The following is a 24,055-nucleotide window of genomic DNA, read 5'->3' on the forward strand; positions in this document are numbered from 1 at the left end:
CGTTGCGCACTCCTTCATGTTAGTAACACCCCGGAACCGGACCTTCGCGACTCGATATGTGAAGGTCCGCTACGGGCCGTCACCGTCGGCCAAGTCGACCCAGTCTCGCCAGCTGCGCCAGCATTTTTGACCCCGAGTCTGCGGATCCTGCGCCTCCTGCGGAACCCGTCTGCCCCATGCCCTGCCTCACGGGCATCTGCTGCACGCCGAAGAACTGCCGCGCCCTGAGGGCTGCGTATTCTGCGCCACTTGCGCCTCCGATCAGGTAGCGATTGTAGGCCTGCTGGCTTCCCATGGCGGCGCGGGCAAAGCTGTAGCCGCCGCCGAGACCACCGGAGAGGGCGGGCATCATAATGTTTCCGGAGATCGCGCGGACGATGAAGGGCGTGGCAATGATGAAGCCCTTGGCCATGAGCACCATCATGAAGAAGGGAATGAGCGCGCCGATGTTTGAGGCTCCCTCCGGGTCGCCGAGTTCGCCGATGAGGGCAGAGGAGACACCCGTGATTGTCGCGAACACACCGGCCACGACTATGGGGTAGAGCGCGAAGGAGACCAGCGCCGACAGCCAGCGCGCGAAATAGTCCTTGGTGACCTCGAAGAGGGTCAGGAAAATCATCACCGGTGCGATCCCGATCAGAAGTGCGATCATCAGGCGGGATGCCACGAGGATGAAGGCGGCCAGCCCGCCGAGGATCGAGAGCAAGAGGACCCCGACAATGTCGAGCATGGCCCCTGCCATCCAGTTCAGCTCGGACCCAGCGGCGTTGAGATAGTCCCCTAGTTCCGCGATTAGCCGGTCAAACTCTTCTGCGAAAGTGCCAGAAGGGCCGGGAGTTCCACCACCAACGGAAGCAACCAGCGCACCCGCAATGCTGTCGATCCCGGCCAGGATGGCGGAGGAGAGGGCGTTGAACTGCACCCAGTTGGTTGCAAATATCCCGATGAGCCCGATCTTGACCGCGAGCCAGAATGCCGTGCGTCCGTCCATCGCCTTGTACTGGTAGACCATGTTCAGGAAAACGAGAACCACCACCAGCGTTGTTCCCAGCACCAGAAGCGTGCCAACCGTTGCCGCAACCGATCCGAACTGGGTTTCTGCGGCGGTGTCGAGATAGCCCTGGGAGGTTTCAACGAAGTAGGTGACGACACTCATCGCGGGGCTGCCTTACCAATTACCTGCGGCGTCGCAGATGGCCTTGGCGGCAGTTCGGGCGGCGTTGGCGCGGCGGTTGTAGGCGTCGGAGGCTTCGAGCATTTCCCATCGTTCGTCGCTCGCGTAGCTCTCCCGAAACACCGCTTCGGCAGCGTCCCAGGACGGGAACCGGATTTCGCAGGCGCAGCTGACGGTCTCGACAATCCGCTCGAGGTTCTGGGCGCGGTAGATGTCCTGAACCAGAACTCGCTGATAAGATTGGCGCAGGGGATCTCCTGCATCCACACGGGTTCAGCGGGCCGGTCTGGACAGACGTCGAAACTGCGCTCGAGGGTCGGCACGAGATTGCGCTCAGCGAAGCCGGGTGCCGACGTCAGGCCCAGGACCAGCGCAGTCAGTACGAGGGTACAGCTCGCCTGCCTCATGCCGTGGATCCGGTGGCTGTGGTTTCACGCTTCAGGAAGACCGTGTGTCCCACATTGGCGAATTCCGAGGAGCTGATCGACACCACCTCCCAGCCTTTCGCACCTTTGGCATTCAGGCTGGCCTGCATGTCGGCAAGGCTGGCTTTGCGGGTCATGGGAAAGGACAGAATATCGTATTCAAATGTCTTCATTGGGAAATTCCAATCTCAGTTGCGCCGGGGAGGTAGAATTCTGTGATGCCGCGTTTGCCGTCATGGCGGCCGGCCTGGATGATCACGTCGATGGAGTTCTCGATGTACTGGATCATGTCGGCATAGGTCATCGGGATTTCGGTCTTCAGCGCCGCGATCGCGAGCCGCTGCACGGCCAATTGCGGGGTTTCGGCATGCAGCGTGGTCATCGAGCCTCCATGGCCGGTGTTGATGGCTTCCAGAAAGGTCATGGCCTCCTTGCCGCGCACCTCGCCCAGGATGATCCGGTCGGGGCGCATGCGCAGCGTGGCGGTGAGAAGCACATCGGCGGTCTGGAATTCCGCATCGCGATTGGCGATCAGGGTCACAGCATTGGGCTGCGTCGGTAGAAGCTCGGCGGCTTCTTCGATGGTGACGATGCGTTCCTCAGACGGGACATGGGAGAGGATCTTTCGCGCAGCGACGGTCTTGCCGGTCGAGGTGCCGCCCGAGACGATCATGTTGAGCTTGTTCTCGACACAGAAGGCGAGGGCGTCATCGATCAAACCGGAGGCCACGACCTCGCGCAGCTCGCGCGTTTTCTCGAGGCGCAGTTCTTCGAGCTTGCGTTCCTTACCGAAGAGAAAGTCGAGTTCGATGCCCTTGAGCGGCAGGCTGGAAAAGAACCGCAGGCTGATCGACGAGGCCGAGAGCACGGCGGGCGGGGTGATGACCTGTGCGCGGATCGGGCGCCCCTTGTAGGTGATCGAGACCGAGACGATGGGGCGGTCCTTGCTCATCGTGGTATTGGCCGAGGAGGCGATCTGGTTGCCGAGGTCCCTGACCTGAACGCCCGTCAGCCTTTGATCCAGCGCGCGCATGAAGTGATCGCCCTGGAATTCGCCCCAACAGGTCCCGTCGGGGTTGATACAGATCTCGATGACATCGTCGCGGGCGGCGGCGTCGATCCGGTCAAGGGATGTCTCGAGATAGCTGAGCGACATCGGGCTAGAAGATCTCCAGATCGCGGTCGACCATGACGGTGACGCGCGCGCCTTGGTCGACATAGATGACGGGGCCGATGGAGAGGTAATCGCCAATGACGCTGTCCGTGGCATCTGCCAGATCATCGCCAACGTCTTCGAGAACGTCGGCGGCAGTCTCATCCTGGACCTCGGAGGCGGCGGCACTTGGCGCGGCCGAAATCAGCGAGATCAGGGCGGCCGACCCGAAACGCTCGGCAAAACGCGTGTCCACGAAACCCGTGACGCCGGAGCGGCCAAGTTCATCGCCCCCGAAGGAGCTGATCTGGACGGTTTGGCCCGCGGGCAGGATGATCCGGTCCCAAGCGATCGTGACGCGGCGCTGCGCAATATCGACGCCAGCGCGGTAGCGCCCGACGAGACGGGATCCGCGGGGATCAAGAGGCGCGCGCCATCGACGCTGTAGACATCCTCGGACACCACGGCACGGGTCTGGCCGGGCAGTGAGCTGTCGAGGGCGGTTTCCATGACGGCCTGGATCATGGTGCCCTGGATGATGGTGTTGGAAGGATTGGCGATCACCTCGGCCTGCGTCACGGTGGAGGGCAGCGCACCGTTCAGCACGAAATCCGTCACCTCGCCGAAGGTGCGTTCGGTCAGAGCCGTTTCATTCGCTCCTGAGGCACCGCCAAACGCGATGGTGGGCGAGGCGATGCGCCGCTCCTGGAAGGCGCGTTCCTCCGCGGCCCGGCGCTCCAGCTCGGCCATGCGCCGGGCTTCTTCCTCGCGGCGCAGTCGCTCTTGCTCGCGTGCGCGCAGCTCATCTTCCGTGGGGCCCGCTGGTGCGGGTTGCGGTCGGCTGGCCTCGAGTTGGGCCAATTCCAGATCCATGCGGAGTTGTTCAAGACTTCGATCCCGCGCCGTCAGTTCGTCCTGAAATCGTTGCTGTGCTGCTTCCGAGGCGGCTTGTAGCGCCGCGATCTGAGCAGTCAGCGCGTCAATTGCCTCTGCGGCGGCGGTGTCTTCCTCGACAACTGGTTCAGGGGCGTTGCGCAACTCCTCGATCTGGGCCTGCAGGGCGGTGATCTGCGCCAGAAGCTCCGCGTTGGGCTCGACGGGGTCTGGTCCGACGAACACAACCTCGGGCTCGGCGGGGGCAAGGTCTCGATAGCGCCAAAGCCGTCCCCTTCGTTTTGGAAGACGTCCGGGGTGGCCGTCGGTAAGGCTTCCTCTTCGTCGGGCTGTGAGAGGAGATAAAGCAGGGCACCACCCACGCCGATGACGAGGATCACGATCAGCGCGAGAAGGGGCGACCGGCGCTGCGCCGCCGTGGGGGCGCGGGCACTGCCTTTCTCAAGGGCGGCGAGGCGTTTTTCCAGCTCGGTGTTCCCGGTATCGCTCATGAGGTGGCCTCCGCGGGCGCGATCGCCTCGATGCAGACCACCTCTTCGCCAAGTCGCAGGATCCATTGGCGGTTCACGCCGCTGACGCGGATCACGCCGTCTTCAGGGGTTTGCGTGTTGACCGTGCGTTCACGGCCGCCCGCGTAGCGGAAGATCGCTGGCACAGGTGCGTTTCTCGGAAACGCGAAATACGTGAACGTCCCGTCATCCCAGATGCGCGTTGGCGTGAACTCGGTCCGCGCGCTGGCGCCGTAATTGTAGTTTGGTGCTTGGGCGGCGATGGCCCGGGTCGGGCGCGCAGCGTCATCAGGATAGCGGAACTGCACCACGTAGAAGGTTGGGCTGCGGACCTCCTCGACGTTGAAGTAGTAGCTCCGGCGGTTCGTATAGACTGTCACATTGGTATGCACCCCGCGCGCGACGGGCTTGATCGCGAAGGCCTGACCGCCCGGGACGCCGTCGATCTCGAAGCCCTCGGTGTCGCCCGCGATGATCGAGCGGATGCTTTCGCCGATCCCGAACTCGATGGTGGTCACATGGGTGAGTGACACGCTGAGACGGTAGACCTGACCCTCCTGGTAGGTGGCCAAGCGCACCCGGCTGTCGTTGGGACCGCCACGCGGGATGGCTTCGGCGGCGACCAACCCCGGCAACAAAACGATAAGGACAACAAATGCAATTCGTACGGGAAACAAGATCAGTTCTCCAATCTGTCGGAGCGGATGGAATATTCGAGGACGGTGAAGCCGAATGGATTGGTCCAGACCTCATCGATGGAGCGGCGGGTCTCCGGGCGGAACTCGAAGAGAAGCGTCGCAGTGAAGAGGCCGGTCTGGGTGCCGTTAATGGACGTCAGGCGCTTGCGCAGGCGGACCGTCGCGCGGTTGGTTCCGATCCGGTTGATGCTGAGGATTTCCACGTCGAGCCGAGCATTGGGGCCATAGACGGTCGGCGGATAGTTTTCATTTGCGCTGTTCCAGATCTGGCGCAGCCCGCTCTCGGCAGCTCCGTCCGAGCGGCGCAGGACGCTGCGGATGCGCAGATCGTTGTCGAGCTGGTTATAGACCTCCCGGTCGGCCACATAGCGGAACACCTCCGCCTCGATGATCGCCTGGTTGGCGGTCACCGAGGAGGCGCCCACCGAGGCTTCGGGGAGTGCAAAGCCGGTGGCGGGATCATAGGGGACAACGACGGGGGCGGATCGACATCGAGGATCGCGACTGCTGCTGCGCTCAGACAGCCGATGATGCCGAAGACAAGACCTGCCAGACCAAGGCGTTGCCAGAGCCGTTCGCGGCGCAAGGCACCGTAGACCAGTTCTTCCTCGATGATTTCTTGTTCAGTCGCCACCCGTCATGCCCTCGCGATCACTCGGCCCGGAGGTCCGGTAACGTGAAATCCATGAAGCGCTGCTCTTCGGCGATGGTGGCGGCATCGATCACGCCGCCTGTGCCATCGCCTACGGTCTGGATGGCTTCGAGTTGCCACATGGCGACCAGCGCAATGGCGAGCTCCGCGGTCACGCGCGTGTTGAGATCGATGCTTTGCTTGAGCTCTTCCATGTCGTCGATGAGCCCGACAAGGCGGTCTACCCGCTCGAGCGACTGGCCGGCATCTTCATAGCTGTTCTGGGCGGCGGCTGAGACGAGTGCGCCGGTTGTTGCCTGCGTGGCCACACGGTTGGCCCCGGGATTGCCGCTGGTGGCCATTTCCGAGAGCGTGTCTTCATCGAAGCCGAGATCGGCCAGCACCCGGTCCATCTGGGTTTCGATCTCGCCTGCACCGGAGCCCGACAGACCTGAGAAGTCACCCGTCTTGATGGCCTCGATGGTGGCGAGGATGTCTCCGAACTCCTGGTCGAGCAGTCCGTTCAACTCGTCTTCCATTTCCGTGCGGATGATTTCTGGAAGCTCGGCAAGTCGGGTGAGCGCTTCATAGGTTCTTTGCAGCTCCGCGAGTTGATCCGTGAGAAGGCCGAGCTGTTCGCGGAGCTGCGTCAGCTGCTCGTTTTGCAGGATCTCGTCTTCGATCATCTGCCGGAGCTGCTGGATGTTTTGCGCGATGTTCTGGGTGTCGACGACGGGCACGCCCTGCGCCGCGGCAGGGGAGAGGGCTCCCAGATGCAGGCCAATCCCAAGCGTTGCGGCCAAGGCCGCTCTCAGAAACTTCCGTCCCATCATTCAATCTCCCTGATCGTAAAATCCATGAACGCGCCTTCGGCCATGCGGGCGCTGGCCTGGGCCAGCTCCTCGGCAGAGAGGACTCGGGTGCGGGCCGCCTGAAGCCGGATGCGTGCAGCGACGAGGCGCACGAGTTCGGCGCGGGCATAGGTGTTGAGCGCGATGCTTTCTTGCACGTCTTCCGTCTCGGAAATCCGCTCGACGATGTCCGCAATACGGAAGGCGGCTTGCCTGATCGCGGCGGGTGAGTTGTTACCATAGAAGGCCGCGCCGTGCCCGGTGATTGAGAGGTTGGCATTGGCCAGAAGCGCGGGGTCGATCGTGCCAAGCGCTTCGATCCCGCCGATACGGCTCAGGTAGAGATTGTAGCGTTCGGGAATGACCTGAACGTAATGCTGGGTTTCGGCAAAGGGCGGCACGCCGCCATACTCGAACACCCGGCCGGGTCCGGCGTTATAGGCCGCGAGCGCGTTGATGATGTTGCCATCGAATGTGTTGAGCTGGGTCGCGAGATAGCGCGCGCCGCCATGCACCTGCAGGTAAGGGCTGTCATAGTAATCCGGGTTGATGCCGAGATCGCTGGCGGTGCCGGGCATGATCTGGGTGAGGCCATAGGCGCCGACGGGAGACCGTGCCCCAATGGTGAAACGGCTTTCCTGCCAGATGAGCGCTTGCAGCAACGCGCGCCATTGGACGGGTGAGAGACCAGCGCGGCCGACACCCGCAAAGTCGCTGGTTTCCTGGGCGACGCGGATGATGAGCTGCTCGATGTTCTCGGCGGCGTCGCCGAACATCTGCGCACCGCCGGGATTGGGGTCGATGTCGGCATTGCCATAGACCGCCTCGACTGACCGGGCCGGATACCCGCTGCCGCTTTCCAGCCCCGAGACCATAGCCGGCAAGCCCTGACCGCCGAAGCTGGTCTGGGCATCGAGGATGCGTTGCAGGGTTGCCAGCTGTTCGCGCTCGATCTCCGCGATGAGTTCGCGCACGGCGAGCTTGTCGGCCTGAACGGCCAAGTCAGCCTCGCGATCACCGGTCTCGACGATGTCACGCGAGGTCAGCCCACTGTCATTGGTCGGCACACCTTGAGACAAGGCGAGACCAGGCAGCAGGCAAAACGCGAGGATATGAGGCAGGCTAGACTTCAATGTCGCCCTCCGGCGCATCTAGAGGCGTGAAGGTGCAATCAGGCGCGACAGGGGCTGTCGAGGCCAGGAAGGTGAAGCAGTTTGCCTGCGGTTCGCGATACTGCGCACAGGAAGCGAGCAGGCCGAGTGCTGTCAGGGACAAGAGAATACGGATCATGAAAGCCTCCAGAAGTCCGGGCGGGTGCGATAATCGGCGCCAACGTGCGCTTCGCCCTTTTCCATGCCGCCAAGGATGGTGAGATTGGGTCCAAGCGCGCTCAGATCGGCATCGACGACGATCGAGCCCTGATCGTCACGGATGAGCGCCAAGCGGCTGTTGCTGCCCGTGTTGAGAAGGACGTCGAGCTCCTTCTCCGTGAGGTTCAGCATGGCGTAGTCCGCAGGCTGCGCGCGGATATTGGGCAGCAGGATCTGCGTCGGCACGGCCTCGACGATGGTCTTGCCGGTCCGGGTGCGCTCGAGCTGGCTTGCGTATTGCGTCATCATCACCGCGACGGTGTTCTGCTTGCGCGCAGTCACGAGCCAGTTCGACAACCGTTCGGCGAAATATGCGTTGTCGAGCGCCTTCCAGGCCTCGTCGATCACGATGATTGTGGGGCGACGATCCTCGATCTCGCGCTCGACCCGGCGGAAAAGATAGGATAGGACCGCCATGCGTTCTTTCTCGGCCTCGCTGTCGAGAATGCCGGTGAGATCGAACCCGACCACTTCGCCTTCGAGCGAGAACGTATCTTCCAGCGTCTGGCCGAAGATCCACCCATAGCGGCCGTCTTCGGTCCACTCAAACAGGCGCTGGTGCAGATCGCCGCCATCATCGGTGGACACAAAAAGCGATGCGAAATCCCGCCAGTTCCGCAGGGCCGGATTGGAGGCCTGCGCGTTCTGGCGCACCACTTCCTGGATGCGGTTGGTCTGTGCCGGGGTCAGGGGCTTGTCGGCGCGGTAGAGCAGCGTGGTGAGCCAGTCCGAGAGCCAGGCGGTGCCGCGTGCATCGGTTTCGGTCCAGAGCGGGTTGAGACCCGTAGGCTGACCGGCGTTCAGGGACGCGTAACGCCCGCCATTGGCGCGGACCGCCATCTCCATACCATTACGGTAATCGAAGACGAAGATCCGTGCGCCTGCGCGACGGGCCTGGGTCATCAGGAAGGCCGACAACACCGATTTACCCGACCCGGGCCGTCCCATGATCAGGGTATGCCCGCTGGTCGGTTCTTTGTCGGGCGAACCTTGCTCGTGATAGGAAAACCGGTAGGCGCTCTGCTCCGGCGTGGGCAAATAGGTGACGACCCGGCCCCATGGGGTTTTCGCGGCGGGTTTGCCGAGCTGTGTCCGGTGAAAGGCCGCAAAATCCGCGAAGTTGCGATTGGTGACGGCGCTGGCACGGACGCGCTTGGGCTGGTTGCCGGGATGCTGGCTCAAGTAATGCGCCTTGGCCGCGACCCGCTCGCCGATCATCTTCACGCCTTCGGTTGCGGCGGCGTTCATGATCTCGGCGCTGAGGGTTTGCAGTTCTTCGAGCGTGTCGCAAAAGAGCGTCACGACCATGTGATGCTCGCCGAAGCTTTGGCGCTTGGCCTCGAGATCATCGGCGGCGATGTCGAGGGCTTCCAGGAGCGAGAGGGCCGCGTCCTGGCTGGCCTGCATCTGGCGCTTTTGCCGCTTGATGCGGCCCGCCATGAGGTTCGAATTGATCGGCGTGAAGGAGTGCGTCACGATCATGTCGACCGGCAGGTTCAGCATGTCGAACATGGTGCAGGAGGTGGCCTCAGCATATTCCCCGATGGTGAAACTCTTGCCGTAGCGATGGCCCACGACGCCTTCGGAAAGCTCGAAATGGTCTCCGTGAAACGTTACGCGGGTATTGGCGACGTTGAAGGACAAAAAGCCGTAGGTGTTGGCCGGGTAGAGCGGCAGCTCGGTGCCCGTGTTCAGCGCGCCCAAGAATCCCACCAACTCTCCCGATCCGGCTGAGAGCATGCGCGGCTTGAGCTCTGCGAGGCCGGACAGGAAGACGTTCACGGCCTCACCGAGGCGCTGCAGGCGTTTGCGGGTCTCCTCCTTCAGTCGGTCCGGCGCGCTGCGGCTGAGGAACGGCAGGAGGCTTTTCGGGGGCGGGCGGTGAATGACGGTGAGCGTCAGTGTTTTGTCGCGGAGCCCGCTGGTCTCGAGTTTCGCGCGCCAGCGCCGGTCAACCTCGCCTGCGAAGCTGTCCTCACGGATCGGGTCGAGATCAGGTTTGATGGCCTTGGAGACCTTGTGGACGTAATAGCTGAATTCCGGCCCGAGCTGCGCGACGATGCGGGCAAAGAGCGCCGTCACCTTGTCGAGATAGGCATCGTCCGTCGTGTAGCTGTTGATCCCCTCGAGCCGGATGCAGCGGAAGAGTTCGTTCACCCGGGTCCGCACGGTCTGGTCGTCGACGAGGCTCACATAGGGCAGCATATGCGCGAGGCGGGTCTCGCGCGCATACCAGTCCGGCGTCATCGTGCGGGCATCGAGCGCAGCATCACGGGCGTCATCACGGGGCATAGCTGTCCCCGCCATGGATGGACCTGTTGCGCGTGGGCGGTGTCTCCTGCAGGGCCGTCATCATCACGTCGATGAAACGCGGGTCCCAATCGGCGGCCTTCCACAGCACCGGATAGAGAAGGGTGGCCACGCCCAGCACCGCGATGTGCTGGACCCAGACGAACAAGAGCACCGAGCCAAAGAGCCAGACCATCGCGTACATGATGGGCAGGCCCAGAAGCTTCGGCGGGCGCACGAGGCCGAGAAAGAGAGGCGAGCGCTCAGCCACCGGCAAAGACCGCGGCAACGATGGTGGGGGCAGCCGCGACACCGGCGATGCCCACGAGGACCCAAAGCGCTTGGCGCAGGTCGATGATGTTGAAGAACCAGCTCAAGAAAACGCCGAGAACGGCAAGCGTCGCGATGACAACGCCAAGTGGGCCGGTCAGCGCATCCACGATGCCCTGTAACAGGCTCTGGATCGGGGAGAGATCAATGCTCTGGGCGAGGGCGGGTTCGGCAATCAGCAGGAATAGCGCCAGCGAGGCGACAAAGAGGTTTGAAATCTGTTTCATGAATTTGATCCTTCCAATCGGGCCGCGACGGCCATGACGCGGGCCACGTGGTTCTGGGTTTCTCGGTAGGGGGGAACGCCGCCATACTGGCGGACCGCATCGGGTCCGGCGTTGTAGGCAGCCAGCGCCAGGTGCGGATCGCCGAACGTCTCCAGCATTATCGCGAGGTAGCGGGCGGAGCCGTCGAGGTTCTGCAGCGGATCACGCGGGTCGACGCCCAGATCACGCGCCGTCGCTGGCATCAATTGACCAAGGCCAATGGCACCTGCACTTGAAATCGCATCCTGCCGGTAGGCGCTCTCAACCTCGATATTGGCCCGATAGAGAGCCAGCCAATCCGTCACGGAAAGCCCCGCGCGACGCAGGCCAGGATGGCCGGCATAGCGCAAGGCCGTGGTCTGAATCCCGGAGAGAACATCGGCGCGGGGCAGGGGAGTCATGCGGGCAAGGGCCGCGACTTGGACGCCCTCTTGCTCGGCCTCTACCTCGCCGAAGATCGCGATCCCATCGGAAGCCGAACTCTGACCAATCCCGTCATAGTAGTTTCGAGCAAAGCTGCTTTGGGAGCGGGACGGGATCAGGGAGCCGTCGCTCTCCATGACCAGGACCATTTGCGCTGAGGCAGGTGCTGCGACCAGCCAGAGGCAGACGAGGTTAGTTGTCAGCGGCCTTGTCTGACGAGGCTTTGTCTGACGGGGCGAGTTTATGCGTGCGGCTTGTGCCCGCCTCAAGCGGCAGGTCGACATGCGCAAAGCCAAGGCCAATGAAGAAAGACACCACGCCGGAGATCGTCTTGAACTCGCGGATCTTGATATCGTTGTAGGTCGTCCGTGTGCGGGCGGTGACGAGGAGCTTTTCCACCCCATCATCAGAGACAACGCGCATGATCCAGACCCCGTAATAGCTGGGGCCTTTCTTATGTGCCGACTCCTGGCACAGGATTTCTGCGCTATAGCCGCTTTCCACGAGCTCGCGGAACCTGGCTTCCGTAACCACATTTGGTGCTTCGATGTCCCAGTTCATGGCCCGGCTCACGCTTTCTCCAATGGCGCGACCCCAGGCATTCCTACTTGAAGCCCAGAGTTACGATAGTATATTATCAACCGCAAGATGTAATATCGTGCTTTGGCTGTAGTTTGGTTACGCAAACACTAGTCACGGCCAGTGTCCGCGATCAAGGAGATAACAGGTTTGAGAAACCCAAGGTTGACATGCCTGCTCCCATTGCAAGCTATGGCCCTTCTGATCTGCGTTCCTGGGCCGGTTTTGGCGGAATCCTGCTTTGCGCCATCCCGTCCTTTCCTGCCAAGCGATTCGCAGGCCGCGCGGGACTATGCGGATATCATCCGCGGCGACTTCGAAGATTACATTCAGGATATCCAGAGCTACTTCCGTTGCCTCGACGGTGAACGGGCCCGCGCCTTCGAGGAAGCGCGCGAAGTCAGCGAGGAATATGGCCGGTTCCTGCAATTGGTAGGGGATTGATGGGCAACCTCGGGAGCATCAGACTTGCAGCCCATGGAAACCAGACGCCGATAACACCCTCATATATCTACTTTTTAGATAACAGATTTCATCCGCTAGCGACGTCACAAAAGGTATGTGACGCGTGGCAAAGACAATCAGAAGCAAGGGACAAGTGGCACTCTGTCAGGCGTTGGTCGACGCCCGTGTCAAAGCGGGCCTTGGTCAGAAAGACCTGGCAGACAGGCTCAGATGCCACCAGTCCCTTATTGCCCGCCTTGAGAGCGGCCAGCGCCGGGTCGACGTTGTCGAGCTGGTCGTCTTGGCGCGCGCCATCGGCTTTGACCCGTTCGAGGTTCTGGCGATCGTTGAAGCCGCCACGGAGCCCGACCACAGGATTTGAAGCCAATGAATTGTTGAGAACACGGGAACCCACTTTCCCGGTCTGATGATCATTTCCTCATCGAGGACCAGTTAGCCAACATCAAAGAAGCCCGGCGCGCGGTCGTAGTGAACGCTCTGCAACCCCACGCCGCAATTCGCAGCGCCGCAGTGCAGGAAGCCAGTAAACAGTGAACGAAGATAAGGGTGAGGGCGTCGCGATCGCCAATCTGATCGGGACCGATGGGTGCAGTGTTGTTGGTTGGGTTTATCGCTGGAGGACAGGCTCACATGCGGTGATGTGGGACGTCCAAGGGCCCCAGCCGGTATCGGAAACCCGGCCGGATATAAGTGACGAACAGAAGCAAGAAATCGACTTCGATGCGCTGACGAGGATCGGAAGAAGCGACGACGGGTGAACAGAGCGAACCCGCGGTGTTTGCCTAAACGCCAAACAGCATGTGGACCGCGAAGCGTATGCGGTGCGGTCGTGCAAGCCAAAGAAGCCGTCTTCCATGACAAATCTACGTAGCGGCAGGTCAGTAGTTCACCTGCTCGAACCCGTAGTTGCCGTCATAGTCACGCCAATCGACGAAGACGGATCGGTGATAAATGCCAGGGCAATGCTCGCCCCAACGTTCAAGTCCCACATGGGCCTCGGGCAGGGCAGTTATCGAAGATCGCTGCCATGAGAAATCGCCTTGGGTCCCGTAGGTGCCGAGGACCACGGTCGCGCTTCGGTTACAATCCCCATCGCGCCCGGACTCGTGCTGTCGTGCATACCGTACATCGAAGACGCGGATGGACCGCACGAAATTGAACTCTGGCCCGCTGATATCGATGTCCGCGCGGTCCTGAACGAGCCGCAGGGCGAGGTCGGTGGGAACGAGATTATCTACTGGCAAGGATTGAAGCGGTCGACGGCTGTCGGTTCGGTACAAGGCTTCAAAGATGCCGCCAGCGTTGTTTTGTAACCGATCGTTCTCGTAGGAGGCGCCCATGGGACAGCGCCAGATTTGCAGCGGTGGTTCGACCGGCCAAGGTGTAATCCGCCGGATAAATTCGGCGCGGGCTCGGGCGCAAGGGACGGAAGCAGGCCAGCCGCCAGACAGGCACAAGAGGATCGCGCAATCGATCGGGTATGTCTGCGCGCGGCGGGTATTGGCAGCGAAGAACCTGTCACGGTCAAAGCGACTGCGACCGAGGGGAGGAGCTTCTTGAGTAAATGGCGCATGCTGTGGAGCCTCCGTGATAGGAGTTCAGCATACATACAATAATATACTATCGCAACGCTAAGTATAAAGTCGCATAATGAAGTTTATGTTATTTCTTCTCCGGCTAATGCCGACCTTCGCTTATGCTTGGTAAAGGTGCACATCGCGGGACAATGCCGTCATTCGTTTTTCATATTTCGCTGACGCAGCACGGCTTCGCGCATGCGGCAGGTTTGTCGCTGCGTTGCAGCTCAAGTTGCCAATGCGGTCATTCAATCTGGCTAAATGTCACAAAGTCCAAACTCCACCTTCGCTGTCTCTTCGCAGCATGTTTTCGAAAACAGTAAGGCGCACAACAACTTGAAGCACCTACAACAATCACACCAGTCCCGTAAATAATGACGGGATCTTTATCCATGGTTTACCGACGATCTTGAAGCGATTCCTCGACGGTCCAATTGTTGCGCTCTTGATCTAAAGATTTCACGATTTCGAAGCTCTAGTGACCAGATTGTTTGGCTACGAGATCCTCGCGCAGCGATAAACCTCCAAGGCTAGAATAATCCGTTTGCGGGGTTCTAAGAGTAGGACGGAATATTGACTTTCACCGCCATGGAACAGCCTTGAACCGACTTGTCGCTTTGGTCCTGAAGATTACCTTGCGGGAGACGGTATCGCTACTTCGACACCAACCACGGTTGTCCCCGCCAAGTTGCCCTGTGCAGACCCGGTCCACGCAACGACAACGCCAGCTGCTGATCGCGTAATCCTTGGAAATCCTACCGACTCTCGCCCACGATTGATGTGGAGTGCTTGTGGCGAAGTACACCCGCTCTCCGGCGACACCTGACACACGACTATTGCTTCACCGCCATTCGCATACTCCAACCAAAGAGCAAGTGCTTTGCCGTCACCCATCTGCAAGACATCTACGCGACCTGCGGGTGTGCCGAGATCGAGTTGCAACGGGTCTTCAAAGGATGCGCCCCCATCCCTGGAAAACGCAATTCGAGCCTTTGCCTCGCCATTGGCACCGGTGAACCACACGACTACCGCGTACGTTCCCAACGCATCGATGGCAGGTCCGTTGACAGGGCATCCTGCGATTTCCCAGCCGTCGCCGTAGATTGTTTCGGGGTCGGTCCATTCTTCTTCGACCAACCTGACAACCGAAATATCGCGGATTTCTTCGGCTGTTCGGTCCCTGTAAACCGCTATGATGTTACCTGCTTCCTTGCGGACGGCCGATGTTTGACAGCACGTACAAGCGCGTGGGTCGAGCAGGCTTTCCGGTCCCATTGAACCGTCCGGCGCAATGCGACGTGCGCGGACCTGCATGGCATTCTCATAGCTGTCGTCTGCGGCTTGATTATCGTATGCACGACCATCTAGCCAAAGAGCTGTCAAACCAGCGCTATCATCAGGGATTAGCGACACGAAACCATGTTCACGCTTTGATCGGTCATCGTGGGGTATGATTGGCGTTGTCCAGTTCAAACCCTCATCGAAGGAGAAAGCGATCTTTACGTCGTATTGATAGCTGCCCGGCCCATTCAATTCCAACCAATGCGCTGCAAGCGTCCCATCGCTAAGCCCAACGACTGACGGAAAGTCGGCCCAGTTCACAAACAGTGTCTCAGATTGATGAATTGTACGCGCCTCCGTCCAATAGGTGCCATCGAACAGGGCCATCCGAACGGCGTTGTTACCTTCGGTCCAACTCATCACGATCCGACCATCGGGCAGTGTTGAAAGCGAGGGTTCACGTGCGTGATCCCCAACCGGTGCAACCAGTGGTCTGACTGGAAACAGAGGGCATCTTCAGCCGCTACAAAGGGCGCACCGAGCATAAAAAGAGCCGTGCAAACGAATAAAAATCTAATCGGCCTCAACCTCCGGTCCAACCGAAACGAGATAAGCCCAGACTGCCTTGGCATCCGTTTCTTTCTTCAATTTGAATGACATGCCAGATTTCGCCTTGCTGTCGTTCAGAAAAGTCGCGAGGAACTTCTTCGGATCTGCAATATAGGCTACGAAATCGCTCTCGTTCCAGACCAAGCCATTCTCGCCCGCTTCACGAATAGAGTCCCGAAATTTATTCCCAAACATTTCTTCGGTCCCTGCTGTTCGGTTGTACACACCATAAAGATTTGGCCCAACCGCGCCACCCTTTCGGATAACGTCACCATCCGTCCTGACGATTGAGTGGCAGGCCTTGCACTTGTTAAATACCTTGTCTCCGGCCGATGCGTCGCCGGTTGCATGTCCATCGGCGAGAACACCTGTTCCGGACAATGCCAATGCTAGCGTTGCGATAAATTTAGGTTTCATTCGTTTCTCTCCCCGTTGATGACAGTTATTATCTACTGGATGGCTGTTATGCTTTTGCCTCAGGTCGACAGGTCACTCAGTTAATTCCGTTTTCCCTTTGAAGAGCCCGTATATATGCCACGATATTCAATACTTCTGCTCGTGTTACGCCCTCGACAGCTGGCATGTTGCCAAACTTCCAATGGTGCGCCCGAACACCATTCTGTGCTGCGAGGACAAACGCCATGTCACCGTGGTGGCCCGGCTCATAAATCTTGTGCACCAGCGGTGGAGCAACGCCGTCCTGACCCTGCCCATTGACGCCGTGGCAGGTCGCGCAGGCCGCACCATAGGCACGCTTGCCGATTTGCTCTTGCTCGGTGAAACTTGGGGGCAGCCTGACAGTTGCAAGCGCACCTGCGGGAAGTGCCATTCTTTCGTCCGTCTGAGTACTCGTCTGGGAGTGGGTCGGCTGCAGGATGTACCATCCTGCCGCAGAAACGGCGATCAGAGCAAAAAATATTGCTGCCCATTTCATGCTATCAAACTCCTTCATTGTGAAGCGAGGTCTCCATGCCCCTCGAAAGGCAAAGTCGTTTTTCTGAGCGGCGATTGCTCGAATTGGCTGACCTTTTCCAGCGTACTGTCATCAGCCTGGGCCACTTCGGACGAGTGGCCTGACCCGGCAAAAAAAGCCGTGATTTCGTGATACCGGATTCGGGTGTCTTCCAAGGTCTGATAGTAGCGGAAAAGTTCCTTCAGCGGTGCCGAGAAGTCCTTGTGCGCTGCCAGGACGGCCACCAGCGCGCCGAGTGTGATCCGCCCTTCGATGACGAAATATCCACCCAGAGAGTAGAACAGGAATGGCGTCAGCGCGGTCAGAAAATTGTTGAGGGCCTTGATGAAGAACTTCAGACGGAAAATCTTCCTGCGCACGTGCTCAAGCTCTCTAAAACTTGCGCTTACTGGCAGCAGCCCGGCCGGATTGACCTGCCGTTCGCGCAATTGATCGCTGAGCTGCCTGCCAAGCTGTCGGACCTCCTTGATCCTGGTGCGTGAAAGCGCGTTGACCCGCCGTTGCAGCTTGGGCAGCAGCACGAGCTGAATTGGCAGTACCGTCAGTGCGGCGGCACCCAAGACAGGGTCCTGAACGAACATGAAAAACAGGATCGTCAGAAGCGTACCGCCTTGCAGGATTGGCAGCGTAAGGACACCTGCCGCGAAGCCACCGATGGGCTCGACTTCCTGTGCGAGAATAGGGACGATCTCGCTTTGGTTTCCGGAGTCTGGATCGCTGCGCCATTGCCGATAGACCAGCAGGCGGAAGCGCCGCAGAAAACGCTCGGCGACATACCCTTTGAAGACGTTAAGGCTATATTTGTTTAGCCCATTCAGGATAATAGCCAAAAGGTAGAGACCGCAAAGAAGCATGAGGAAAACGACCTGGTCGACGTCTCGTCCCAAAACGGCAACTGGGAAACGGCCAGAATCCAGAGCGTTGTTTACGATCTGTTTTGGCAGTTCCAAAGTCAGATAGAGTATAGGCATCGCGATGAGGCTAACCACGATCATCAACGCTTGCTGCCTTCTTGAATAGCGCAAGACGGTGCTGAAAAGACTTCCTTCGAGCCCTCGTATGGGCTCTGGGTGGATCGCAGGCGTGCTGCGGTACTTCCAAAGCTTCAGAATGCCGCGAATAGCAAGATATGAGCCAACACTGATCAGCAGCGCGGGGGCCAAGACCAGTATGAGATGAATGAACGGATGAACCCAGTCCGGCGTGGCATCGCTGTAGTCGTACCCAAGGGCGGCAGCTACGTCGTGTACAAGCAGGTGATACCTATCCAAGAGTGACATTGAAAATGTCTAATCCTTGGACTTCGGCGCAAGGTGATCGTGCACGATGATGACGCCCCACATGCCCGCTTCCCGGTGGCCGGGAATCAAGCATACGAACTCCAGGTTGGTCATATCGGAGAAATCCCAGATCAACTCGGCATTTTGCCCACTAGGGATCGAAACCGAGTTGGCGCTGTCATGCTGCATATCGGGATGTTCGCGCATCCATTGCTGATGTTTTGCGACCTCGTCAAAGGAACCGAGAAAGAACTCGTGATCCAATGCGCCGGTATTTCTGATTGAAAACTGGACAACCGAGCCGCTTTCAATCTGGATCGCGTCCGGCTCGAAAAGCATGTAGCCGCTTTCCGTCTCCCGTATGGATATTTCAATCGTCCTGTCGATCGAGGAGCCATCACCGGGTTTCCCGATCGGATCATGGCCAGGCACTTCGAAGGCTCGCGCGTGAGGCTGCTGGCCCTTGCCACTGGAAGCGCCCACTGAAAAAGCCGGAAGGACAAGCGCAAGGGCGATGGTGCAGGTTCTCAGGAAATTCTTCATGCTCGGCTACCTCCGTAGCGCTTGATTTTATGGGATCTTCTTGCTTGCTTGGGCTAAGCGATCAAGGCGATGGGGCCGGAGTGTTTACCCCCGGCCCCATTGTTAGTAGTTACTTCATCTGCGTGACGGTCAGTTTACCCTTGACCCGGTCGGCAACGAACTCGATGTCCTGACCTTCCGCCATCTTGGCCACCATCGCCTCGTCGGCGCGGAACACCATGGTCATTGCCGGCATATCCAGGTTGACGAGAGGGCCGTGGATAATTGTGACCTTGCCGGCCTTTGCGTCGATTTTCTTGATGGTGCCGCTTGTGTATTCCACGTCAGCCTGAGCCATCTGGTCACCGACTGCGACCTCACGGTGCATTCCCGATTCGTAGTGGCCCGGGATCAGGCACGCTGCTTCGAATGTGCCAGAATTTGCGAAAGTCCAGACAACTTCGCCCGAGGCGCCCGCATCGAGACGGATACGGTTCGGATCGTCATGTTCCATGTCCATCTTGGCCATTTCGATCTTGTGCTCGGCATTACGCTCTACCGTGTCGAGGACGAATTCATGCTCCAGCTCACCCTTGTTGGTGATGTTGAAGCGGATGGTTTCGCCCTCCTTGATATCCATCGGCTCACTCTCGATCAGCATCTGGCCCTCATCGTTTTCGAGCAAAGTGACGTCGATTGTGCGGTCAACCTTGGCGGCGTCACCCGGCATGCCGACCATCATTGCGGCTGGCTTGGTCTCCCCATGTCCGCCGTCGTGTGTACCTGCAGCAAAGGCCGGTGCTGATAGCGCGATCGCGAAGCTTGTCGTCAAAAGAAGATTTCTCATTTTATTGTCCTGTAGGTTGGTTCGGTTGGAGATGACGAAGGGCCGCTCAGCCCTTCGAGGTTGGTTTCGGTGTGAGAATGGTTTTGGGGCTGTTGTTGGAGGCAAAGTCGGGTAATTCGCCAGTCCATTCGTAGGCCATCTCGCCCGGAGGGTTCTCGTACCAGCCGGGATCGGAGTAATCGTCCGCGTCGATGCCGTCCCGCACCTTCACGACCGAAAACATGCCGCCCATCTCGATGGGTCCGTACGGGCCCCAACCCGTCATCATCGGGATGGTATTGTCGGGTAGCGGCATTTCCATTTTTGCCATGTCCCCCATGCCGGACATGCCCATCGGCATGTATTCCGGCTGGAATTGACGGATCTTCTGGGTCAGCGGCTTCTTGTTCACCCCGATGAACGTCGGCACGTCATGGCCCATGGCGTTCATCGTATGGTGCGATTTGTGGCAATGGATCGCCCAATCTCCCAGATGATCGGCGACGAATTCGTAGGCGCGCATCGCACCTACGGGAATGTCGATGCTGACCTCCGGCCACTGTGCTTCAGGCGGCACCCAGCCGCCATCCGTGCAGGTGACCTTGAAGTCATAGCCGTGCATATGGATCGGGTGGTTCGTCATCGTAAGGTTCCCAACCCGTACTCGCACCCGGTCGCCCTTGTTCACGACCAGCGGATCGATGTCGGGGAAGATCCGGCTGTTCCAGGTCCAAAGGTTGAAATCCGTCATCGTCATGATGCGGGGTACATAGGTACCCGGATCGATGTCGAAAGCATTCAGCATGATCAGGAAATCACGATCCACCGGCATGAATGTGGGATCCTTGGGGTGGACCACGAACATGCCCATCATCCCCATCGCCATCTGGGTCATTTCATCGCCGTGGGGGTGGTACATGAACGTTCCGGACTTCACCAAGTCGAATTCGTAGACGAAGGTTTTGCCCGGCGGGATGCTTGGATGGCTCAATCCGGAGACCCCATCCATGCCTGAAGGAAGAATGAGCCCGTGCCAGTGCACCGTTGTGCCTTCCGGCAGCTTATTGGTGACGTAGATGCGCACCCGGTCGCCTTCGACTGCTTCGATCGTCGGGCCGGTGGATTGGCCGTTGTAGCCCCACAAATGCGCGATCATGCCGTCGGCAAGCTCGCGTTCTACCGGTTCGGCCACGAGGTGAAATTCTTTCACCCCGTTGTTCATCCGGTGCGGCAGGGTCCACCCGTTCAATGTGACCACAGGTGTGTAGTCCGGCCCGGTACTAGGACGCGCCGTGATCGCCGTTGCTGCGCTATCCATTTGGGCAGCTTCGGGCAGGCCCATGTTCAGGGTTTGACCCCAGGCTTTCGAAGAGACCAGCGTTGCACCTGCCGCGCCGGCTCCGAGTAATTGACGTCTATTTAGCATGTCAGTTCCTTTCAGTGTCCTGCGCCGCCACCGGCGGCAAGTGTCGCGCCTTCTCCACCAGCACCGCCACCGCCTTCGCCGCCGCCATAGATCGCAGCGGTCAGATCAGCCTGTGCCATGTAGAATTCGCGTTTTGCGTTTGCCGCTTCCAGTGATGCGCCCAGTTTCTCGCGCACGTCTGTCAGCAGCTCGAAAGTGTTGGTGATCATGCCGTTATAAGACAGCAGCCCCTCTTCTTCGACGGTCGTGCGTAGCGGCACCAGAACGTCGCGATAGTGGCGGGCGATCTTATACGCGGCGTGATAGGAGGCTTCAGCACCACGCGCTTCGGACCGGACGTTGACGGCTCTTTCTGCCAGCACGTTGGCTGCTTGCAGGTACGACAATTCCGCCTTGCGCATCCGTGCCTTCCCGGTGTCGTAGATCGGGATTGCGAACTCCACCTCCACCTGAGGGGTGGTCACGGTCTCCGTTTCTCCGTCCTCAATTTCCCGCTCCGCTTCGAACCCGGCAATGAATTCGAGATCGCTGATAATGCGAGTCTGATCAGTCAGACCAAACGCCTTGGCCTGTGCTTCCAGGCCAAGTTTGGCAACGCGCAGATCAACCCGATTTCGCAATGCTTTCGCTTCGATGTCAGTCACACGGCCGACGGAACGCGGCAGCGCAGGAAGAGCATCGGGCACATAATAGTCGACTTCGGTGCCCCACAGCCCCATGAGCCTGGTCAGCTGCTCTTTGGACCGGGTAGCATTCAAGCGTGCCTGGGCAAGTTGTCCGGCGAGTTCGGCATTGAATGCCTGTTCACGGGCCTGCCCGGCTGTGTTAAGCGCGCCGGTCTCGCCCAGTCTCATCGCTAATTCCGATCCGGCGTCAGACGTCGCTTTCGCACGGCGGAGATAACTCACAGCCTCGAAGGCGGCTACGGCATCGACCCATGCCTTCCGCGTCTGATTGGCCAGTGCGAGTGTGTCGTTCACGGCGCTCAGTTGAGCCTGCCGGAAGTTTGCGTCTGCAATGGCCGTACGCTGCTTGCGAGTGGTGGCATCGAGCACGTTCGACCGGATCAGTCCCTCGATCGCCCTGTAGGCACCCAGTTCGGGCGCACCGATGCCCAGTATACCAATCGACACGATTGGGTTTTCCGGCATCGATTGCTGCCAGGCCTCTGCGGCAGACAGGCCGACGTTTGCATAGGACGCCTGCAACCCTTTGTTGTTCAGAAGCGCGACCTGAACGGCGGTGTCCGCCGAAATGGTCTTGCGGTGCACCATTGCGTGCACCTGCTTCTTCAAGGCCTCGTTTTCGGCCTGGGTTTCGGCGAAGGCTGTCCGTTTGCCGAGGGCTGGTGTGACCTGGCTGGAAATATTGGCGAAGCCAGCTTTTGGTTCCGTGTAGATGCCCGGCACAGCGGTAGCACAGGCACCCAGGATTAGCGGAAAGCCGAAAACCAGCGGAAACTTCGATACCCGCATCAGTTGCCCTCCGTCTGTTCTTGATTGACGGAACGCCAGTCGCGGGGACCTGTAGGGCCGCGATAGGTGTAGCCCGCCAAGGGGTCCTGATAGCTGATCGGCGATGAAACTGCCGTGTTGACGACGGCCTGTTGGGTCGCGACGGACGGCAACGGGGTGGGCTCATAGGCGCATGCGCCAAGCCCGAGGGCCGAAGCCCCCATAAGTAGATGAATTTTCATGAAAGTAACCTGATTGGTGAACGTTGTCTCACGCAGACTCTGCGCAAGGCTCACACCCGTTTTGGGCGTCGGTTCAGATCAGGAATCGAGGGGGCCGCAGGAACCCTGCTGTTTCCACCGAATACGTTTGACCGTCGAGAATGACATATTCACTTGTACCAACCGGCTCTGCTTCGATCTTGGTGTCTTCGAGGAAGACGACAGAAATACAGATACCGTTGCAACACTCTTGGGATTGTTGCTCTTTGCCATCCTTGTCGGACGCTGCGATGTCGCTTGCGACCCTAAGCTTCTCATGCGCGTGATGCGCATCGCTTCCGGTGTCATGAGTCATGGCGGCACCAACGACAACAATAGACTTGGCTTGATGTCCGTCATGCATGCCGGACGCCGCGTGAGCGGCAGAAGGTGGTGAAAATACCAAGGCTAACGCAAACGCAATGCACGTAAACGTCTTGAACCAGCATGATATGAAAACTCGAAAGCTCATGCTCTAGATATCGGATACCGAAGCAATCCAGTCAATCCGTCCTGCGCAGGAAGGTTTGTCGCTTTTTTGTGAAAAAGGCGAGATTCGGCCGCTGCCGTCAGAAAATGTTGCATATCAGAAACATATAAAGAGCCAATATTCCCCTCCGGTCAGCGGAGCGATGCTGACGCGTCTTGTGCTACCGAACTTCAGCCAGCTTCTCAGACCTGTAGCCCGCGTCGCTGATCGCTACCGCCAATGCAGTTTCATCCAGAGTGCTGTCGACGCCGACGATAGGTGCAGTCAGATCGCACGAAACTTTTGCATCTGGGTCGGCAGCCATGATGGGCTTTTGCATGGAAGCGGCACGATGGCCGCGATCTCCGCGCAGATTGCAATAGACCCTGAAAGGAGTCCGCCCACTCGGATAGGAATATTCCGTTCTGAAAATTACCGCCAGCGTAAGACATGCAGAAAAGCTACTTTCCAATGCTATCAACATTTCCGCAACTAGGTCCGGCAGTAACCTACCATTTGTTATGTCGCTCGGCCTGCAGTCGAGACATGGAACGCGGTTCAGGAGATTTCGAAACTTAAATTTCATTCGTCCCAAAGACCTGGAGCGAATGCTTGGTTCCCAAACGCAGGTTCAACATCCTCGATCTCAAGCCGTATATGTGCCAACGTTCTAACATGCAGAGGTTTTTCTCCGTCGACATGCCCGGTGTTCAATTTGTGAGCATTGTCTTGGCATTCAGCCTCGCAGCGTTACTGGCGGTCCTCTGCCTTTATATCTTGCTTTCGCCGGGCTTTGCAGCGGCTCTTGCCGCCGGCGGGCCATCGCTGGCCCGCTTTCTGAGGCAAGTTACGACCAACGGTCTGCCCGTAGTTTTTGCCATAAACTATGTCAGTTTTTTTCTTTTCGCGGTGATACAGAAACCAAAGGTCGCCCGCCGAGATACGGCGTTTTTCGTGCTGGTGGATATCTTGCTCAGAGCCATTCTCTTTCCAAGCCTCCACGCACTGATCTACGTTTTGTCTGCCGACTGGTTCGAGTCATTCGGGGGCAGTCGTGCAACCGCGTTGTCGGTCGTTGCCCCAACCCTTGCGCGTTCGGCGTTTTTTGAGAACATCTCCGGAGTTTATCTTTATGCGACAATGATCAGCGCGCTGCCGCTATATGTTTCAGCTTTCGGGCAGTCGGAATTTCTTGGACCGACCGTTCGTCGCTTGCCAATAAAAGCGGGCTTGATGCTGCTCGCCTTGTTTGCGTTTGCCCTGTCGGTCGGATTGATCGCAATCGGTGCACAAGGCATCGCATTCCTTCAGGGCTAAATGA

At 59.1% G+C, this 24,055-nt stretch carries 27 protein-coding genes and 3 pseudogenes; 4 read left to right on the forward strand and 26 right to left on the reverse strand.

Annotated elements, in window-relative coordinates:
• Positions 1–79: 79 nt before the first annotated feature.
• From ETW23_RS24720 to ETW23_RS24785, 15 genes and pseudogenes are all read right to left on the reverse strand, one after another.
• Complete coding sequence (locus ETW23_RS24720) at positions 80–1,156, reverse strand: type IV secretion system protein (protein WP_024099329.1); 1,077 nt, start codon at positions 1,154–1,156, stop codon at positions 80–82.
• A 12-nt stretch (positions 1,157–1,168) separates the two neighbouring features.
• Positions 1,169–1,581, reverse strand: a pseudogene (locus tag ETW23_RS24725) (hypothetical protein).
• Positions 1,578–1,772, reverse strand: a complete 195-nt coding sequence (locus ETW23_RS24730) for a hypothetical protein (protein ID WP_024099331.1) — start codon at positions 1,770–1,772, stop codon at positions 1,578–1,580. Before ETW23_RS24730 ends, ETW23_RS24725 begins: the two are co-directional and overlap by 4 nt.
• Positions 1,769–2,755 (reverse strand): ATPase, T2SS/T4P/T4SS family, encoded by a 987-nt coding sequence (locus tag ETW23_RS24735; RefSeq protein ID WP_024099332.1) that lies wholly within the window; start codon positions 2,753–2,755, stop codon positions 1,769–1,771. The genes ETW23_RS24730 and ETW23_RS24735 overlap by 4 nt, the downstream gene beginning before the upstream one ends.
• A 4-nt stretch (positions 2,756–2,759) precedes the next feature.
• Positions 2,760–4,137 (reverse strand): annotated as a pseudogene (locus ETW23_RS24740) (TrbI/VirB10 family protein).
• Complete coding sequence (locus ETW23_RS24745) at positions 4,134–4,832, reverse strand: TrbG/VirB9 family P-type conjugative transfer protein (RefSeq protein WP_024099334.1); 699 nt, start codon at positions 4,830–4,832, stop codon at positions 4,134–4,136. The pseudogene ETW23_RS24740 and the gene ETW23_RS24745 overlap by 4 nt, the downstream one beginning before the upstream one ends.
• Positions 4,833–4,834: 2 nt before the next feature.
• A pseudogene (locus ETW23_RS24750) lies at positions 4,835–5,487 on the reverse strand (virB8 family protein).
• Positions 5,488–5,504: 17 nt separating this feature from the next.
• The gene (locus tag ETW23_RS24755) at positions 5,505–6,314 is read right to left on the reverse strand and encodes a type IV secretion system protein (protein WP_040104422.1); all 810 of its coding nucleotides are present in this window, start codon (positions 6,312–6,314) and stop codon (positions 5,505–5,507) included.
• Positions 6,314–7,402: a lytic transglycosylase domain-containing protein gene (locus tag ETW23_RS24760; RefSeq protein ID WP_040104432.1), complete on the reverse strand. Its 1,089-nt coding sequence runs from the start codon at positions 7,400–7,402 to the stop codon at positions 6,314–6,316. The genes ETW23_RS24755 and ETW23_RS24760 overlap by 1 nt, the downstream gene beginning before the upstream one ends.
• 55 nt (positions 7,403–7,457) lie before the next feature.
• Positions 7,458–7,625, reverse strand: a complete 168-nt coding sequence (locus ETW23_RS25325) for a hypothetical protein (protein WP_024099338.1) — start codon at positions 7,623–7,625, stop codon at positions 7,458–7,460.
• The gene (locus ETW23_RS24765; protein ID WP_040182600.1) at positions 7,622–9,997 is read right to left on the reverse strand and encodes a type IV secretion system DNA-binding domain-containing protein; all 2,376 of its coding nucleotides are present in this window, start codon (positions 9,995–9,997) and stop codon (positions 7,622–7,624) included. The genes ETW23_RS25325 and ETW23_RS24765 overlap by 4 nt, the downstream gene beginning before the upstream one ends.
• On the reverse strand, positions 9,987–10,265 hold the full coding sequence (locus ETW23_RS24770) for a type IV secretion system protein VirB3 (RefSeq protein ID WP_027238604.1): 279 nt from the start codon (positions 10,263–10,265) through the stop codon (positions 9,987–9,989). The genes ETW23_RS24765 and ETW23_RS24770 overlap by 11 nt, the downstream gene beginning before the upstream one ends.
• Complete coding sequence (locus ETW23_RS24775; protein WP_009503803.1) at positions 10,258–10,551, reverse strand: TrbC/VirB2 family protein; 294 nt, start codon at positions 10,549–10,551, stop codon at positions 10,258–10,260. The genes ETW23_RS24770 and ETW23_RS24775 overlap by 8 nt, the downstream gene beginning before the upstream one ends.
• Positions 10,548–11,162 (reverse strand): lytic transglycosylase domain-containing protein, encoded by a 615-nt coding sequence (locus tag ETW23_RS24780; RefSeq protein ID WP_027238603.1) that lies wholly within the window; start codon positions 11,160–11,162, stop codon positions 10,548–10,550. The genes ETW23_RS24775 and ETW23_RS24780 overlap by 4 nt, the downstream gene beginning before the upstream one ends.
• Before the next feature lie 43 nt (positions 11,163–11,205).
• Positions 11,206–11,574: a hypothetical protein gene (locus tag ETW23_RS24785; RefSeq protein ID WP_027238602.1), complete on the reverse strand. Its 369-nt coding sequence runs from the start codon at positions 11,572–11,574 to the stop codon at positions 11,206–11,208.
• 210 nt (positions 11,575–11,784) lie between these two features.
• On the opposite strand from ETW23_RS24785, the gene ETW23_RS24790 reads away from it, so the two are divergent.
• The 3 genes from ETW23_RS24790 to ETW23_RS24800 all read left to right on the forward strand — a co-directional run bounded on the left by ETW23_RS24790 (position 11,785) and on the right by ETW23_RS24800 (position 12,815).
• Positions 11,785–12,036, forward strand: coding sequence for a hypothetical protein (locus ETW23_RS24790; RefSeq protein WP_008327366.1), 252 nt, complete (start codon positions 11,785–11,787; stop codon positions 12,034–12,036).
• A gap of 124 nt (positions 12,037–12,160) precedes the next feature.
• On the forward strand, positions 12,161–12,418 hold the full coding sequence (locus ETW23_RS24795) for a helix-turn-helix transcriptional regulator (protein ID WP_017470289.1): 258 nt from the start codon (positions 12,161–12,163) through the stop codon (positions 12,416–12,418).
• Positions 12,419–12,587: 169 nt separating this feature from the next.
• A complete protein-coding gene (locus ETW23_RS24800; RefSeq protein ID WP_027238601.1) occupies positions 12,588–12,815 on the forward strand; it encodes a hypothetical protein in 228 nt (75 codons plus the stop codon).
• A 120-nt stretch (positions 12,816–12,935) separates the two neighbouring features.
• On the opposite strand, the gene ETW23_RS24805 is transcribed toward ETW23_RS24800, so the two are convergent.
• The 11 genes from ETW23_RS24805 to ETW23_RS24855 form a co-directional block, all read right to left on the reverse strand.
• Positions 12,936–13,397: a hypothetical protein gene (locus ETW23_RS24805; protein WP_008327364.1), complete on the reverse strand. Its 462-nt coding sequence runs from the start codon at positions 13,395–13,397 to the stop codon at positions 12,936–12,938.
• An 867-nt stretch (positions 13,398–14,264) separates the two neighbouring features.
• Positions 14,265–15,335 (reverse strand): sialidase family protein, encoded by a 1,071-nt coding sequence (locus ETW23_RS24810; RefSeq protein WP_096708181.1) that lies wholly within the window; start codon positions 15,333–15,335, stop codon positions 14,265–14,267.
• 153 nt (positions 15,336–15,488) lie between these two features.
• Positions 15,489–15,941: a cytochrome c family protein gene (locus ETW23_RS24815; RefSeq protein ID WP_027238598.1), complete on the reverse strand. Its 453-nt coding sequence runs from the start codon at positions 15,939–15,941 to the stop codon at positions 15,489–15,491.
• Between the two features lie 76 nt (positions 15,942–16,017).
• Complete coding sequence (locus ETW23_RS24820; protein WP_036783961.1) at positions 16,018–16,476, reverse strand: cytochrome c; 459 nt, start codon at positions 16,474–16,476, stop codon at positions 16,018–16,020.
• Entirely contained in the window at positions 16,473–17,777 is a 1,305-nt protein-coding gene (locus ETW23_RS24825) for an ABC transporter ATP-binding protein (protein ID WP_134831760.1), read from the reverse strand. Before ETW23_RS24825 ends, ETW23_RS24820 begins: the two co-directional genes overlap by 4 nt.
• A gap of 9 nt (positions 17,778–17,786) precedes the next feature.
• The gene (locus ETW23_RS24830) at positions 17,787–18,320 is read right to left on the reverse strand and encodes a plastocyanin/azurin family copper-binding protein (protein WP_027238595.1); all 534 of its coding nucleotides are present in this window, start codon (positions 18,318–18,320) and stop codon (positions 17,787–17,789) included.
• A gap of 109 nt (positions 18,321–18,429) precedes the next feature.
• The gene (locus ETW23_RS24835) at positions 18,430–19,146 is read right to left on the reverse strand and encodes a copper-binding protein (RefSeq protein WP_027238594.1); all 717 of its coding nucleotides are present in this window, start codon (positions 19,144–19,146) and stop codon (positions 18,430–18,432) included.
• A 46-nt stretch (positions 19,147–19,192) separates the two neighbouring features.
• Positions 19,193–20,551: a multicopper oxidase family protein gene (locus ETW23_RS24840; RefSeq protein WP_027238593.1), complete on the reverse strand. Its 1,359-nt coding sequence runs from the start codon at positions 20,549–20,551 to the stop codon at positions 19,193–19,195.
• A gap of 11 nt (positions 20,552–20,562) precedes the next feature.
• Positions 20,563–22,026: a TolC family protein gene (locus ETW23_RS24845; protein WP_027238592.1), complete on the reverse strand. Its 1,464-nt coding sequence runs from the start codon at positions 22,024–22,026 to the stop codon at positions 20,563–20,565.
• Positions 22,026–22,247: a hypothetical protein gene (locus ETW23_RS24850; protein ID WP_226892491.1), complete on the reverse strand. Its 222-nt coding sequence runs from the start codon at positions 22,245–22,247 to the stop codon at positions 22,026–22,028. The genes ETW23_RS24845 and ETW23_RS24850 overlap by 1 nt, the downstream gene beginning before the upstream one ends.
• Positions 22,248–22,320: 73 nt before the next feature.
• Positions 22,321–22,629, reverse strand: coding sequence for a hypothetical protein (locus ETW23_RS24855; RefSeq protein ID WP_232367722.1), 309 nt, complete (start codon positions 22,627–22,629; stop codon positions 22,321–22,323).
• A 717-nt stretch (positions 22,630–23,346) separates the two neighbouring features.
• On the opposite strand from ETW23_RS24855, the gene ETW23_RS24860 reads away from it, so the two are divergent.
• Positions 23,347–24,051 (forward strand): hypothetical protein, encoded by a 705-nt coding sequence (locus ETW23_RS24860; protein ID WP_237455014.1) that lies wholly within the window; start codon positions 23,347–23,349, stop codon positions 24,049–24,051.
• The last annotated feature ends 4 nt before the right edge of the window (positions 24,052–24,055 follow it).

Source organism: Leisingera sp. NJS201, from assembly GCF_004535885.1.
Taxonomy (GTDB): Bacteria; Pseudomonadota; Alphaproteobacteria; order Rhodobacterales; family Rhodobacteraceae; genus Leisingera.

Coding starts and splice junctions, on each gene's coding strand:
- ETW23_RS24720 (WP_024099329.1), bottom strand. CDS start 1,156: ATGAGTGTCGTCACCTACTTCGTTGAAACCTCCCAGGGCTATCTCGAC.
- ETW23_RS24730 (WP_024099331.1), bottom strand. CDS start 1,772: ATGAAGACATTTGAATACGATATTCTGTCCTTTCCCATGACCCGCAAA.
- ETW23_RS24735 (WP_024099332.1), bottom strand. CDS start 2,755: ATGTCGCTCAGCTATCTCGAGACATCCCTTGACCGGATCGACGCCGCC.
- ETW23_RS24755 (WP_040104422.1), bottom strand. CDS start 6,314: ATGGGACGGAAGTTTCTGAGAGCGGCCTTGGCCGCAACGCTTGGGATT.
- ETW23_RS25325 (WP_024099338.1), bottom strand. CDS start 7,625: ATGATCCGTATTCTCTTGTCCCTGACAGCACTCGGCCTGCTCGCTTCC.
- ETW23_RS24765 (WP_040182600.1), bottom strand. CDS start 9,997: ATGCCCCGTGATGACGCCCGTGATGCTGCGCTCGATGCCCGCACGATG.
- ETW23_RS24775 (WP_009503803.1), bottom strand. CDS start 10,551: ATGAAACAGATTTCAAACCTCTTTGTCGCCTCGCTGGCGCTATTCCTG.
- ETW23_RS24780 (WP_027238603.1), bottom strand. CDS start 11,162: ATGGTCCTGGTCATGGAGAGCGACGGCTCCCTGATCCCGTCCCGCTCC.
- ETW23_RS24785 (WP_027238602.1), bottom strand. CDS start 11,574: ATGAACTGGGACATCGAAGCACCAAATGTGGTTACGGAAGCCAGGTTC.
- ETW23_RS24790 (WP_008327366.1), top strand. CDS start 11,785: ATGGCCCTTCTGATCTGCGTTCCTGGGCCGGTTTTGGCGGAATCCTGC.
- ETW23_RS24805 (WP_008327364.1), bottom strand. CDS start 13,397: ATGGGCGCCTCCTACGAGAACGATCGGTTACAAAACAACGCTGGCGGC.
- ETW23_RS24810 (WP_096708181.1), bottom strand. CDS start 15,335: ATGAGTTGGACCGAAGGTAACAACGCCGTTCGGATGGCCCTGTTCGAT.
- ETW23_RS24815 (WP_027238598.1), bottom strand. CDS start 15,941: ATGAAACCTAAATTTATCGCAACGCTAGCATTGGCATTGTCCGGAACA.
- ETW23_RS24820 (WP_036783961.1), bottom strand. CDS start 16,476: ATGAAGGAGTTTGATAGCATGAAATGGGCAGCAATATTTTTTGCTCTG.
- ETW23_RS24825 (WP_134831760.1), bottom strand. CDS start 17,777: ATGTCACTCTTGGATAGGTATCACCTGCTTGTACACGACGTAGCTGCC.
- ETW23_RS24830 (WP_027238595.1), bottom strand. CDS start 18,320: ATGAAGAATTTCCTGAGAACCTGCACCATCGCCCTTGCGCTTGTCCTT.
- ETW23_RS24835 (WP_027238594.1), bottom strand. CDS start 19,146: ATGAGAAATCTTCTTTTGACGACAAGCTTCGCGATCGCGCTATCAGCA.
- ETW23_RS24840 (WP_027238593.1), bottom strand. CDS start 20,551: ATGCTAAATAGACGTCAATTACTCGGAGCCGGCGCGGCAGGTGCAACG.
- ETW23_RS24845 (WP_027238592.1), bottom strand. CDS start 22,026: ATGCGGGTATCGAAGTTTCCGCTGGTTTTCGGCTTTCCGCTAATCCTG.
- ETW23_RS24850 (WP_226892491.1), bottom strand. CDS start 22,247: ATGAAAATTCATCTACTTATGGGGGCTTCGGCCCTCGGGCTTGGCGCA.
- ETW23_RS24855 (WP_232367722.1), bottom strand. CDS start 22,629: ATGCATGACGGACATCAAGCCAAGTCTATTGTTGTCGTTGGTGCCGCC.